Annotated in this window: 10 protein-coding genes; 6 read left to right on the plus strand and 4 right to left on the minus strand. The window is 75.3% G+C overall.

The features are described from left to right. Positions 1-250 precede the first annotated feature (250 nt). Genes HYE82_RS10565 through HYE82_RS10585 form a run of 5 tightly spaced genes read left to right on the plus strand, consistent with a single transcriptional unit; the run spans position 251 to position 7,552 of the window. Positions 251-3,214: a beta-ketoacyl synthase N-terminal-like domain-containing protein gene (locus HYE82_RS10565; protein WP_179173714.1), complete on the plus strand. Its 2,964-nt coding sequence runs from the start codon at positions 251-253 to the stop codon at positions 3,212-3,214. Positions 3,215-3,246: 32 nt separating this feature from the next. Beyond that, positions 3,247-4,134 carry an ACP S-malonyltransferase gene (gene fabD, locus HYE82_RS10570; protein ID WP_179173715.1) on the plus strand — a complete coding sequence of 296 codons (888 nt, stop codon included), beginning with the start codon at positions 3,247-3,249 and terminating at the stop codon, positions 4,132-4,134. A 33-nt stretch (positions 4,135-4,167) separates the two neighbouring features. Further along, on the plus strand, positions 4,168-4,971 hold the full coding sequence (locus tag HYE82_RS10575) for a thioesterase II family protein (RefSeq protein ID WP_179173716.1): 804 nt from the start codon (positions 4,168-4,170) through the stop codon (positions 4,969-4,971). Next, a complete protein-coding gene (locus HYE82_RS10580; protein ID WP_179173717.1) occupies positions 4,968-5,882 on the plus strand; it encodes a 4'-phosphopantetheinyl transferase superfamily protein in 915 nt (304 codons plus the stop codon). The genes HYE82_RS10575 and HYE82_RS10580 overlap by 4 nt, the downstream gene beginning before the upstream one ends. Further along, positions 5,879-7,552: an ABC-F family ATP-binding cassette domain-containing protein gene (locus HYE82_RS10585; RefSeq protein WP_179173718.1), complete on the plus strand. Its 1,674-nt coding sequence runs from the start codon at positions 5,879-5,881 to the stop codon at positions 7,550-7,552. The genes HYE82_RS10580 and HYE82_RS10585 overlap by 4 nt, the downstream gene beginning before the upstream one ends. Before the next feature lie 69 nt (positions 7,553-7,621). Here the strand turns inward: HYE82_RS10585 and HYE82_RS10590 are convergent, their stop codons facing one another. From HYE82_RS10590 to HYE82_RS10605, 4 genes are all read right to left on the minus strand, one after another. Then, a complete protein-coding gene (locus tag HYE82_RS10590) occupies positions 7,622-8,608 on the minus strand; it encodes an AfsR/SARP family transcriptional regulator (protein WP_179173719.1) in 987 nt (328 codons plus the stop codon). 50 nt (positions 8,609-8,658) lie between these two features. Next, entirely contained in the window at positions 8,659-9,816 is a 1,158-nt protein-coding gene (gene solA / locus HYE82_RS10595) for an N-methyl-L-tryptophan oxidase (RefSeq protein WP_179173720.1), read from the minus strand. 101 nt (positions 9,817-9,917) lie between these two features. Then, on the minus strand, positions 9,918-11,027 hold the full coding sequence (locus HYE82_RS10600; RefSeq protein ID WP_179173721.1) for an LLM class flavin-dependent oxidoreductase: 1,110 nt from the start codon (positions 11,025-11,027) through the stop codon (positions 9,918-9,920). Between the two features lie 206 nt (positions 11,028-11,233). Next, the gene (locus tag HYE82_RS10605) at positions 11,234-11,518 is read right to left on the minus strand and encodes a phosphopantetheine-binding protein (RefSeq protein WP_179173722.1); all 285 of its coding nucleotides are present in this window, start codon (positions 11,516-11,518) and stop codon (positions 11,234-11,236) included. 210 nt (positions 11,519-11,728) lie between these two features. Between HYE82_RS10605 and HYE82_RS10610 the strand changes: the two genes are divergently transcribed. Beyond that, a complete protein-coding gene (locus tag HYE82_RS10610) occupies positions 11,729-12,562 on the plus strand; it encodes a response regulator transcription factor (RefSeq protein WP_179173723.1) in 834 nt (277 codons plus the stop codon). Positions 12,563-12,682: the final 120 nt, after the last annotated feature.

Below are 12,682 nucleotides of genomic sequence, written 5' to 3' on the forward strand. Positions count from 1 at the left end.
GCCTCCTCACGGCACCCGCCCCTCCCCCGGGGCTCCGCCGCGCCCACACGCACCTGCCAGAGCGGGAGGCAACGGCCGGAATCTCAACTTCCGCTTATTTCGGCGAAGTTGAGACTCCTGAACATGACGTGCCCATGTCGCAAACCTGTAACCTTGCGCCCGCCGCCACGCAATCCGGCACCGCCACCGTGGCCACACCCCCTCCGGGGGCCACCCGGCCGCACACCCCCCGCACCCAGGGAGCATTCCCATGGCCCTTTCGGCCCGCACACCCTCCGTCTACGCGCGTCGCCTTGGCGTGCTCGCGTCAACCATTGCGCTCGCCGCCCTCACGTCCCTCGTGAACGCCCCCGCCGCGCAGGCCGCCTCCGCGCCGCAGGCAACCCGCACCGACATCCGGATCGCCCTCGACCCGCAGGCCAAGGCCGCGTTCAAGGAGGCCAGGGTCGCCGAGCGCCGGCTGCCCGGATCGCTGGCGCGCCTGCCGTTCCCGGCGGCCGGCCCGGAGGACCGGCGGGCGCTCTACGACGCCTCCGCCTTCCGTGAGTTCGCCGACGGGCCGCTGCCCGGCGACCGGCTCACCGAGCTGATGGGCACCCTGGCCCGCGGCGAGCTCGACGGCCGCGCCAAGCACCGCTACCCGTCGGCGGGCGGCTTCTACCCGGTGCAGGTCTACCTGTACGTCCGGCCGGGCGCCGTGGAGGGCGTCGACGGCGGCCTCTACTACCTGCACCCGGGCGAGCGCGCCCTGGTGGCGATCGACCCGCAGGCCCGCTTCGGCACCGACGTCCACGTCTTCCACAACCGCGCCCTGGTGGACGCCTCCGCGTTCGGCGTCTTCCTGGTGTCCACCCCGGCGGCCATCGCGCCGGCGTACGGCGAGCGCAACGCCGCCCGGTTCTCGATGATCGAGGCGGGGCACGTCGCCCAGCTCCTGCTGACCGCCGCCCCCGAGCGCGGCCTCGGCATGTGCGCCGTGGGGGAGATGGACTTCGGCGCGGTGCGCGGGCACTTCGGCCTCCAGGACGACCAGGAGCTGCTGGTCTCGCTGTGGGGCGGTGCCCTGTCCGGGACGGCGCTGCGCCGTCGCGCCGAGCTGGTCGCCGCCGAGCGGCCGCAGGAGAGCGCTCCGGTGCCGTCGGGCCCGCGCGCGGTGGCCGTGGTCGGCTTCGCGGCCCGGCTTCCCGGGGCCGACGACCTGCGCGGGCTGGACGCGATGCTGGCGGCCGGAGACTCCGGTCTCGGCCCCGCCCCGGAGGATCGCTGGGCCCCGCTGCGGAGCAACGCCCGGCGTGCCGGCGCCCGGGTCGGCGGCTACCTGGCCGACGTGACCGCCGTGGAGGCCGAGGAGTTCGGGCTCGCGGACGCCGAGGCGGCGGCCGTCGACCCGCAGGAGCGGCTGCTGCTGACGGTCACCCGGCACTGCCTGGAGGACGCCGCGCTCACCCCCGAGCGGCTGTCGGAGACCGGCCAGGTCGGCGTGTTCGTCGGGTCGATGTGGCAGGACCACGCGCTGTACGGGGTGGCGGCCCGCGCCGAGGGCCGGACCGGCACCCACGCCACCCGCGGCGGGCTCGCGCACCGCATCTCGCACGCGTTCGGCCTGACCGGCCCGAGCCTGGTGATCGACACCGGCTGCGTCTCCGGGCTGGCGGCCGTCGAGGCGGCCTTCCGGGCCGTCGCCGACGGCCGGTGCGAGGCCGCCGTGGCGGCCGGCAGCAACCTGGTGCTGCACCCGGACCACCTGGACGTGCTGTCCGAGCTGGGCCTGGTCGCCGAGCAGGAGGACTCCTGCGCCTTCACCGACCGGGCCAGCGGCTGGCTGGTCGGGGAGGGCGTCGGCGCGGTCCTGCTCAAGCCGCTCGACCGGGCCCTGGCCGACGGCGACCCCGTCCACGCCGTGCTGCGCGGCGGCGCTCTGCTGCACTCGGGGACGACGCGCCAGTTCGGGATCCCGGACCCGCGCCGCCAGGAGCAGGTGATGCGGGCCGCGCTCGCCGACGCCCGGCTGACGGCCGGGGACATCGGCTACGTCGAGGCGGCGGCGGCCGGCGCGGCGCTGGCCGACGCCCTCGAGTTCACCGCGCTGGGACGGCTGTTCGGCGCCACCGGCGCAGCCGGGAACGGTGCCGACGCGGGCCTCGGCGCCGACGCGGGCCTCGGGCCCGTGCCGGTCGGCTCGGTCAAGCCGAACACCGGCCACCTGGAGGCGGCCTCCGTCTTCGCCCAGCTCGGCAAGCTCATCGCCCAGTTCCGCCGGGACCGGCTCTACCCGACCCGGCTCACCTCGGCCGCCAACCCGGCACTCGCCGCGTACGGCGCGTCCGTGGCCCTGGCCGGCCCGTCCGCCGACCGGTGGCGCACCGCGCCCGGCGGCACCCGCCGGGCCCTGGTCAACGGCTTCGCCGGCGGCGGATCGTACGGCAGCCTCGTGATCGAGGAGCCGCCGGCCGCCGCGACCGCGGCACCGGCCGGCGCCGACGAGGGGACCGAGGTCCTGGTGCTGTCCGCGGACAGCCCGGAGAACCTGGCCCGCTGGGCCCGCTCCCTCGCCGGGGAACTGGACGCCGACCCCGGTCTCGCCCTCGCCGCCGTCGCCCGTACGCTGCGCGAAGGACGCCGGGTGCGCGCCGTCCGCGGGGCGGTGGCCGCCGACCGCGGCCGGGCCGCCGACGCGCTGCGCACCCTCGCCGAGCGCGTGCTGCGCGACGGCACCGGCGCCACCGTCGAGGCCGCCGGGACGACGCCGGACCAGCGCGCGCTGACGGCGGCCTGGTCGGCCGGCGGCGAACCCCCGCTGCCCGCCGCGGACGCCGCGTCCGCCGGGCCGCGCCGCCGGGCGCTGCCGCCGGTGCCGCTGGCCGTCCGCCGGGTGCCGCTCCCGGTGCCCGCCGCCCCGCCCGCCTCGCCGGCGCCCGCCGCCGCGGCACCGCGGCCGGAGAACGGGCAGCAGCCGGACGACCCGACCGGGACCGGGCCGACACCGTTCGAGCGGATGGCCGGCATCGTCGCCCAGGAGACCGGGGCGGCGCTGAACCGGCTCGCCCCCGCCGACGACCTGTTCGCGATGGGCGTCACCAGCCGCCAGCTGCTGCGGATCGCCGCCCGGGTGGCCGCCGACGGAGGCAGCGAGCTCCCGCTGGAGTCGCTCTTCACCGCCCCGGACCTCGCGGCACTGGCCGAGCTCGCCTTCCCCGTCGCCGTACCCGCCTGAACGTCCTCCCCCCGAGAAAGAAGTCAACGACGATGACCCGGATCTTCATGTTCCCCGGCCAGGGAGCGCAGCGCGTCGGCATGGGCCGTACGCTCTTCGACCGCTTCCCCGACCTCGAACGCGAGGCCAGCGACACGCTCGGCTACAGCCTGCGCCGGCTGTGCCTGGAGGACCCCGAGGGCAGGCTCGGCAACACCCGCTACACCCAGCCGGCGATGTTCGCGGTGAACGCCCTCGCCCACCGCGCGGCCGTCGAGGACGGCGCCCGCCCCGACATCGCGATCGGCCACAGCCTCGGCGAGTACAACGCCCTGGAGGCCGCCGGCGTGTTCGGCTTCACCGACGGCCTGCGGCTGGTCGCCGCCCGCGCCGCGGCCATGGCCGAGGTGGGCGGCGGGGGGATGAGCGCGGTCGTCGGGCTCTCCGAGACGAAGCTGCGCTTCCTGCTGCTGCGCGCCGGGTTCGCAGCGCTGGACCTCGCCAACCTCAACACCGCGAGCCAGACCGTGCTGGCCGGGCCGGTGGAAGACCTGGAGGAGGCCGGCCAGGTACTGGAGGACGCCGGCGCGCGCATGGTCCGCCGACTGGACGTCAGCGGCCCCTTCCACTCCCGGTACATGGCGCCCGCCGCCGCCGCGCTCGCCCCGGTGGTACGGGCGGCCCGGCTCCGGCCGCCGGCCTTCCCGGTGATCGCCAACCGCACCGCGGAGCCGTACCGCGCCGAGCTGGCCGCGGACCTGCTGCTCGAACAGATCGACCACCCCGTGCGCTGGCACGAGACCGTCCGCGCCCTGCTCGACGAGCCCGACGCGGTGTTCACCGAGATCGGCGAGAGCACCGTGCTGACCAGCATGGTCCGGCAGATCAAGCGGGACGCCGAGCCCGCCCGCGCGGCCCGCCCGCGCCAGGCCGTCGCCTGAGGCGACGCCCACGCACCACACGAAGGAGACGCGATGACGAGCAACACCCTGAGGTTCCGCCCGCAGGCCGGGGCGGGATACTGCCCCCGCCCGGTCCCGGGAGCGGCCCTGCGCCTGTTCCTGTTCCACCACGCCGGCGGCTCCCACCTGCTGTACCGCGACTGGGTCGCGCACTTCCCCGCCGACTGGGAGATCCACCTGCTGGACGCTCCCGGCCGGGGCCGGCTGACCGACCTGCCGGCCTGCGCCGACGCCGAACGGCTGGTGGACTTCTTCCACGACGAGATCGTGCTCGCGATGGACCGCCCGTTCGCCTTCTTCGGCCACAGCATGGGCGGCCTGGCCGCCTACGAGCTCACCAACCGGCTGGCCGCCGAGGGGCTGCCGCTGCCCGTCTGGCTCGGCCTGTCGGCCCGCGGCGCGCCGCGGCAGCCGGGCCCGGCCGACAACCGCCACCGCATGCCCGATGCGGAACTCCGCCACCACCTGGCCCGGATGGGCGGCACCCCGCCCGAGGTCCTGGAGGACCCGGAGATCTGGCAGCTGTTCGCACCGATGATCCGCAACGACCTGCGGCTGGTGGAGACGTGGAGCCCGCGGCCGCAGACGCCGCCGCTGTCCGTCCCGCTGTCCGTCTTCGGCGGCGCCGACGACGTGGTGGTCTCGCCCGAGAGGCTGGCGGCCTGGCAGCAGCACGCCGAGCGCTTCCTCGGCCTCCACCTCTTCGACGGTGACCACTTCTACTTCCGCAGCCGCCCCGCCGAGATGGTCCGGCTGATCACCGAACAGGTCCGGACCGCGGTCGCGGGCCACCCGGTGACGGGAGCGGTGCGATGAACGCGCAGGCAGCCGCGGGCGCACGGCCGCCCGCCGACGGCGAGGTCAGGCTCTGGGTCTGCGCCAACGACGACCTCGGGCCGGGCACCGCCACCGCCCTGGCCGGCCAGTGGCTGGACGAGCACGAACAGGCGACCGCGGACCGGTTCATCTTCGAGCGGGACCGCCGCCAGTACCTCGTGGCACACGTCCTCGTGCGGCGCCTGCTCTCGCTGGAGACCGGCATCCCGGAGGCGCTGGTCGAGCTGCGCAGGTCCGACAGGGGCCGGCCGTCCGTACGGCCGCCCGACGGCGGCTGGCCCGCCGCCGAGGGCCCGCTCGACTTCAACCTCTCCCACGCGCACGGATACAATGCGATCGCCGTCGGCCGGGGCCGCCGGGTCGGGGTCGACGTCGAACGACTCGACCGGGTGAACAGCCGCGCACTGGCGGGAATCGCCGAGAGCTTCACGCCCGGAGAGCGCGGCCGGCTGGCCCGGATACCCGCGGGCGAGGTGTACGACCGCACGGTGCTGCGCCTGTGGACGCTCAAGGAGGCCTATGCCAAGGCGCGCGGACTCGGTCTCGGACTTCCCTTCGACTCGTTCGGCTTCGTGCTGTCCGAGAACGGCGGGGTGGCCGCGTTCGAACCGCCGGCCGACGACCCGTCGGGAAGCTGGTGGCTGCTCGAACTCGAACCCGAGCCCGGGGTGCTGGTCTCCCTCGCCGTCGAGGACGGAGCCACCCCGATGACCGCGCTCCGGCTGCACGCCGGCTTCCCGTGGCGGCCCTCCGCCCTGCGCGCGAGCCTCCACCCCGGGAACCCCGTCCCGCTGCTCGCCCCCGGGACCCTGTCCGCCGCCGCGCTCCCCATCGCCGGGGCCGCGCCCCACCGAACGCACCACACCGAACTCCAGAGGAGCGTCGCATGATCGGAACCGTACGGGCGGCGGGCGCGACCGCCCATCTCGCGGCCGACTCCGTGACCAGGATCCGCGGCGACCGCACCGTCCTCAACGGGATCTCGCTGACCGTCTCGGCCGGCGAACGGCTCGGCCTCATCGGGGACAACGGCGTCGGCAAGTCCACCCTGCTCCGGGTGCTGGCCGGCCTCGACGCCCCGGACGGCGGCCTGGTCCGGGCCGGCCTCGGCGGCGGCACCCCCGGCTACCTGTCCCAGGAACCCGACCTGCCCGCCGAGTGGGACCTCGCCCGCTGCCTGGCCGAGGCCCGCCGCGAGCTCGACCGGATCGCCGGGCGGATGCACGAGGTCGAGCTGCTGATGAGCGCGGCCGACGAGGCCGACCTGGCCGCGCTCCTCGACGAGTACGCCGTGCTCCAGGAGGACTTCGAGGCCCGCGACGGCTGGCGCTTCGAAGCCAGGGCGTTCGAGGTCTTCCAGGCGCTCGGCCTGCACCGGCTGCCCTCCGACCGCCTGGCCGGGCAGCTCTCCGGCGGTGAACGGGCCCGGCTCGGGCTCGCCCTGCTCGTCCTCCAGGGGCCGCCCGCCCTCCTGCTGGACGAGCCCACCAACCACCTCGACGACGAGGCCGTCGAGTGGCTCGCCGGCTGGCTCCGCGAGTTCAGGGGGCCCTGCCTGATCGCCTCCCACGACCGCGACCTGCTGGACGGCGCCGTCACCGGACTGCTGGACCTGGACGGACCGCGCGGGTCGGTCGTCCGCTACGGCGGAACCTACCGCGACTACGCCGCCGCGCAGGCGGCCGCCCGGCGGCGCTGGGAGGCGGACTACGAGAACTGGACGGAGTCGCTCGCCGCCGCCCGGCTCCGGCTCAACCGCTCCGACCGGGCCGCCGGTCACTACCGGCCGCCGCGCGACAACGCCAAGATGAACTACGACCTGCGCGGCGCCGGAGCCCAGGCGGCGGTGGCACGTACCGCCCGCGCCGCCAAGGAGGAGATCAGGCGGCTGGAGCTCCAGGCGGTGCCGCGGCCGCCCGCCCCGCTGAGCTTCACCGCGGTCGGACTCGCCGACCGGGCGGCCAGGGGAGCCGAGGAGGCCGGGCAGGAGGCCGGCCCGCTGATCGAGCTCAGGGACGTCCGCACGGCCCAGGGCATCCGGCTGCCGGAACTCGCCCTGACGGGCACCGACCGGCTGGTGGTCGCGGGCCCGAACGGGGCGGGCAAGTCCACGCTGCTGCGGGTCCTCGCGGGGGAGCTGGAGCCCGCTGCCGGCACCGTCGCCACCCGTCCGGGCGTACGGGTCGGCCATCTGCCCCAGGAGAGCGACTACCCGGCCGGCCGGGTCCCGCTGCTGCGCACGTACGCGCAGGCGGTCGCCGCGACCGAGGACGAGGCGGCGGAGCAGCTGCTGGAGCTGGGCCTGTTCCGCCCGGCCGATCTCCAGGTGCCCGTCGGCGCGCTGAGCGCCGGTCAGCGCCGGCGGCTCGACCTGGCCAGGCTGGTGGCGATGCGTCCGCACGTCCTGCTGCTGGACGAGCCCACCAACCATCTGAGCCTGCCGCTGATCGAGGACCTGCAGACGGCGCTGGACGAGTTCCCCGGGCCGGTGGTGACCGTCACCCACGACCGCCGGATGCGCAGGTCGGCGGGCCGGACGCTCATGCTGGAGCGGGACTGAGCGGGACTGGGCGGGAGCCGGTCGCGACCGGGTGCGGGCGGGTGCCGCGCCGGGGCGTCCCGGCCGGTGTCAGCGGGCGGCCGCGGTGCGGGCGGTGAGCTGGTCGAACCGGCGGGCCAGGTCCTCCTGCTCGCGGGTCAGGTTCTCCAGCCGCCTGCGCAGCCGCGCCAGTTCGTCCCCGAGGTCGAGGACGACGGCCCCGCCCTGGGGGGCCGACGCCGCGGCCCGTCGGCCGGCGGTGCCGGACCGCGGCGGGAGGGAGCGGACCACCGGCGCCGCCGGGCGCGCCGAGGCGGGGGCCGGCTCGCGGCCCGGGCTGAGGATCGACCGGACCCGTCGGCGCAGCGCCGCACCGGGTTCCACCCCCAGCTCCTCGGCCAGCCGCGTCCGGGCACGCTCGTACGTGCCGAGCGCCTCCGCCTGCCGTCCGCAGCGGTGGAGGGCGACCATCAGCAGCTCGTAGAACCGCTCCCGGACCGGATTGTCACCGATGAGTTCCTCGAGCTCGCCGGTGATCCCGTGGTGCAGGCCGGCCCGCAGGCTGGCCTCGTAGAGCGTCTCCAGGGCGACCAGCCGGTTCTCCTCCAGCTGGGCGGCCTCCGCCAGGCAGATGTCCCCGCCGAGGCTGCCCTGCAATGCGGGACCCCGCCACAGGGCGAGCGCCTGGCGCAGCAGGTGGACGGCCTGCTCGGGATCGGCGGCGATCACGGCCCGGCCCTGGGCGCACAGCCGGTGGAACCTCCCGGCGTCGGTCGCGTCCGGCCCGGTGTGCAGCTGGTAGCCCAGCGCGTGGGTGTCGATCCGCTCCTGGCCGGTCGATCCGGCGTCCTCCAGCAGCTTCCTGAGCCGGGCGATGTGGGCCTGGAGGGCGTTGGCCGGGTTCGCCGGCGGGTGTTCGCCCCACAGCTCGTCGATCAGGCGGTGGTACGACAGCAGATGGCCGGCCTTCACCACCAGGGCGCCGAGCAGGACGCGCTGCTTGGAGCCCGTGGGTACGATCCGCAGGCCGCGCCGCTCGTCGTGGATCTCTACAGGGCCGAGAATGCGGAACTGCATCTTTCCTCACCTATGCGTCCGGATGGGGTCGTGGGACGGGTGCCGGGGCGTCAGCGGGGGCAGTTCGGGTCGGCGAAACCGAGCGGGACGGCCGGAGTCCTGCCGCGGACCATGTCGGCGACGACCTCGCCGATCCCGGTCGCGTGCTTGAAGCCGTGGCTGTTGCACCCGCCCGCGACGATGATCCGCGGGTCGCGCCGCAGCGGGCCGAGGACGAACTGGCCGTCCGGGGTGCGTGCGTACAGGTTGGCGGTGGCCCGCGAGGGGGTGTCGCCGAGGCCGGGGACGGCTGCCGGGAGGATGCGGGAGAGCACCGACCAGTCGGCGGGGGAGACCGAGCGGTCCATGTTCTCGGGGTCGACGACGCGGAAGTGGCGTCCGCCGTCCTCCAGGCCGAGCTTGACCTCGGTGCCGCCGGGCAGGGTGCCGTGGCCCCAGATCACGTTCCCGTCGGCGAGCTCGCGCATGAACACCGGCAGCCGCTCCAGGGTGAACCGAGGATCGGGCTCGGCCGGGGTGAACCAGGTCGTGGGCATCCGGAGCACGTCGAGGGGGAGCCCGGGCACCAGCTGGGACAGCCACGGTCCCGCGGCGACCACGACCCGGGCCACGCGGAGCGTCCGCAGCGCGGTGCGCACCACGATGCCGTCGCCGCCGGGTTCGATCGCGGTGACCCGGGTGTCGGTGACCACCCGGGCCCCGTCCGCCCGGGCCGCGTCGACCGCCGCGGTGATGGTGTGCTCGGGGTAGGTCAGCCCGCCGTCCGGCTCCAGCACGCCCACGTGGTCGTCCGGCAGCCCGGCGTGCGCGGGGACGCGCTCGCGCATGGCGGCCGGGTCGAGCAGCTCGACGTCCAGCCGGTGTTCGCGGGCCGCCCGCAGCGCGCCGCCGACGATCCGCCCGCCGGGCGGGCCGATCAGCATGGCCCCGGTCCGTTCCATCAGCACCCGGCCGGTCTGCTCCTCCAGCTCGGCCCACAGCTCCCGTGACCGCTGCGCGAGCGGGACCAGGCCCGGGTGCTCCAGGCAGGCGGTGCGGAACATCCGGCTCTCGCCGTGCGAGGAACCGTGCACGTTGCCGATGCCGTAGCGGTCGATGCCGATGACGTCGACCCCGTGCCGGGCCAGCTGCCACAGGGCACAGGCGCCCCAGGCGCCCAGCCCCACGACGGCGGCCTCGGCGTCCAGGCCGGTGGGCGTACGGGCCATGTCCCCTTCTCCTTCTCTCCTCGTGTTCGTCTCGTCTCGCGATGTGCTCCGGTGCGGCCCCGCCGGCGCGTGCTGCCGCCGACGGGGCCGGTGGGGCCGGCTCAGCCCGCCGCCGACACCGCGGCGGCCTCCGCCCCGGTGGCCGCGCCGGCCCGGCCGGTGAAGGAGGGGGCGACCTGCAGGGCGAACAGCTCCATGGCCCGCGCGGCCCGCTCGAACGGCAGGTGGCCGGGGCTGAACTGGAGGCTCAGGCACAGGTCGGACCCGTACTCGGCGCCGATCTCCCGGACCTGCTCGGTGACGTCCTGCGGGGTGCCGGCGAGGACCTTGCCGTCGGCCAGCGCCCGGTCGAAGTCGTAACCGCGGGCCTTCTCCACGAACCGCTCGTAGCCGGGGTACTGGCTGCTGCGGGTGTGGGCCCAGGAGGAGACCGCCTCGGCCATCCGGGACACGTAGTTCTGCTCCTGCTCGCGGGCGTCCGCCAGCGCCAGGTCGCGGTCCTCGGACAGGTAGCAGGTGTACTTCACCTGGATCCGCCCGCCGCCCGGGTGGCCGGCGGCGGCGCGCGCCTGCCGGTAGCCCCCGATCATCTCCTTCAGGCCCTGACGGGTGGTCACCGACGGTACGACCTGAAGGTGGTGGCCGGCCCGGCCGGCCGCCGCGCAGGAGTCCGGGCTGCTGGCGGAGGCGACGAACACCGGCGGATGGGGCTGCTGGTAGGGGCGGGGGAAGCCGGTGAAGGGCCCGAACCGGTGGACGGCGCCCTCGAAGACCGTGTTCTCCTCGGTCCACAGCGCGATGCAGGCCGCGATCCCGTCCTCGAACCGGTCGCGGCTCTCCTCGATCGGCACGCCGAAGGCCTCGAACTCGTCGGGCAGGAACGCCCGTCCGAAGCCGACGTCGAGGCGGCCGTGCGAGAGGTTGTCGAGCATCGCCAGTGTGGCGGCGAGCTTGACGGGGTGGGTGAAGGCGGCGATCACGGCGCCGGTCGCGAGCCGGATGCGGCTGGTCCGCGCGGCGGCGGCGGCCAGGAACGCCACCGGATCGGGGCTGTAGCCGCCGTACGGGGAGCCGTAGTGCTCGACGATCTGTACGTGCTCGTAGCCGAGGGACTCGGCCAGTTCGACCAGCCGAAGACTCTCGGCGTAATACTCGGCAGCACTCTTCCGTTCCGGGTCCACGACCGGGAAGAAATTGACTCCGAATTCCATGACGACTCCGTCCGAAGGTCCGGTGCGGGGGCACTGGGGAAATGGGGCGAGAAAATCGCTGAATGCGCCCGGAGAGCAGAACGATAACCGGGCGGGCGGCCGCGGCCGGATTTTCGCGACCGCCCTCCCAGCCGGTTTCCAACGACTCTCAAGCGAGCGTGGGGCGCGGCCCTCCGCGCCGGGGCGGCGGGGGCGGCGGGGGTCGTTCAGCGGGCTGCCGCGCGGTCGGCCGCGGACAGCACCCGCCACCAGGCATCCACCGTCGGGGTGGCGATGAGCTCGGGGAACGTGACCTCGACACCACTTTGCTGGCAGAGGCTCACGACCTGCATGACCGCGATCGAGTGAAGGCCGTAGTCGACGAGGTCCTCGTCGTCGCCCGGCATCTCGCCGGCGGCCAGCCCCATGCTGTCGGCGATCAGGGAGCGCAGTACTTCTTTGGTCATGGGCACTTCTTTGGACATGGGCAGGGTCTCGGATGCGGTGTTCATGGCCAGGAAACGTAGCATCAGAAATGCTTCGGCGAAATCCCCTCCACGGCTCCTGAATTCCCCGCTGGTGCGGTATTGGCAAAGCGCTTGAGACGCGCTTGAGAAACCGGACCCGACGGCCCGGCCGCGACTACCTTCTGCTCTCGGGAGGACGCCCCGCACAGTGCGGCGGCCCCCGGGACACGGACACCGCAGACGTTGGGAGTGAGGATGGAACGGCGAGCACAGGGCTGGCCCGCATCCAGTGGGACCGCCGCGCTGCGGGTCCTGCCCGGCGGAGCCGAGCCGGCCCGGACCCGCAGCCGGCACACCCTCCTGCCCCCGCTCGCGGAGCGGGCCGCGCCGCCCGCCGCCCACCGGTGGGCGCCTGCCCACCACGACGCCGTCCGGCCCGAGGAGCCCGCGCCCGAGGGCGCGGACACCGTCCGGGTCTTCCTGCTGGCGCCCGACGCCCTCGCCCGGGCCGGCCTGCGCGCCCTGCTGGAGAGCCAGCCGGGGGTCGTGGTCGCGGCCGAGGGCGAACCGGGCCCCCGGGCCCTGGCGGACCTGAGGATCAGCTGCCCCGACGTCATGGTGCTCCACGGGGTACCGGACCCGCGGCTGATCGGGCTCCCCGCAAGCCAGGACCTCGGCGGGACACCGCTGCTGGCCGTCGGCGGCCCGGAGCCGGCCGAACCCGGCCCCCATCTGCACGGCTGCCTCCCCGCCACGGTGACGCCCGCGGACCTCGCCGCCGCGGTGCGGATGGCCGCCGCCGGCTACCACCTCGGCCGCCGGCCGTCCCGGCGGACGGCCGACGACGACGGCGGCTTCCGCCGCGCCGAGGTCTCCGACGTCGACCCCGCCGAACTGACGGCGCGGGAGACCGAGGTGCTGGACCTGATCGCCCGCGGCCTGTCCAACGCGGAGATCGCCGACGAGCTGATGCTCTCGGAGCACACCGTCAAGTCCCACGTTCAGAACCTGCTGGGCAAGCTCCGGCTGCGCAGCCGCGTCCAGGCCGTCGTCTACGCGTACGAGACCGGGCTGCGGCGGACCCGCTGACCGCCCGCCAGCGACGACCGGGCACGTCAGGCGCGTCAGGCGCGTCAGCCGTCCGTCAAGCGCCCGGGCCAGCATGCATTTCGATCTCGTCGACCCCAGGTGGTCGGCTGCGCCTGCCCC

Source organism: Streptomyces sp. BR123, from assembly GCF_013401435.1.
Lineage (GTDB): Bacteria > Actinomycetota > Actinomycetes > Streptomycetales > Streptomycetaceae > Streptomyces.

Excerpts from the sequence above, each read along its gene's own strand:
- HYE82_RS10565 (WP_179173714.1), top strand. The coding sequence starts at position 251 with ATGGCCCTTTCGGCCCGCACACCCTCCGTCTACGCGCGTCGCCTTGGC.
- fabD (WP_179173715.1), top strand. The coding sequence starts at position 3,247 with ATGACCCGGATCTTCATGTTCCCCGGCCAGGGAGCGCAGCGCGTCGGC.
- HYE82_RS10575 (WP_179173716.1), top strand. The coding sequence starts at position 4,168 with ATGACGAGCAACACCCTGAGGTTCCGCCCGCAGGCCGGGGCGGGATAC.
- HYE82_RS10580 (WP_179173717.1), top strand. The coding sequence starts at position 4,968 with ATGAACGCGCAGGCAGCCGCGGGCGCACGGCCGCCCGCCGACGGCGAG.
- HYE82_RS10585 (WP_179173718.1), top strand. The coding sequence starts at position 5,879 with ATGATCGGAACCGTACGGGCGGCGGGCGCGACCGCCCATCTCGCGGCC.
- HYE82_RS10590 (WP_179173719.1), bottom strand. The coding sequence starts at position 8,608 with ATGCAGTTCCGCATTCTCGGCCCTGTAGAGATCCACGACGAGCGGCGC.
- solA (WP_179173720.1), bottom strand. The coding sequence starts at position 9,816 with ATGGCCCGTACGCCCACCGGCCTGGACGCCGAGGCCGCCGTCGTGGGG.
- HYE82_RS10600 (WP_179173721.1), bottom strand. The coding sequence starts at position 11,027 with ATGGAATTCGGAGTCAATTTCTTCCCGGTCGTGGACCCGGAACGGAAG.
- HYE82_RS10605 (WP_179173722.1), bottom strand. The coding sequence starts at position 11,518 with ATGAACACCGCATCCGAGACCCTGCCCATGTCCAAAGAAGTGCCCATG.
- HYE82_RS10610 (WP_179173723.1), top strand. The coding sequence starts at position 11,729 with ATGGAACGGCGAGCACAGGGCTGGCCCGCATCCAGTGGGACCGCCGCG.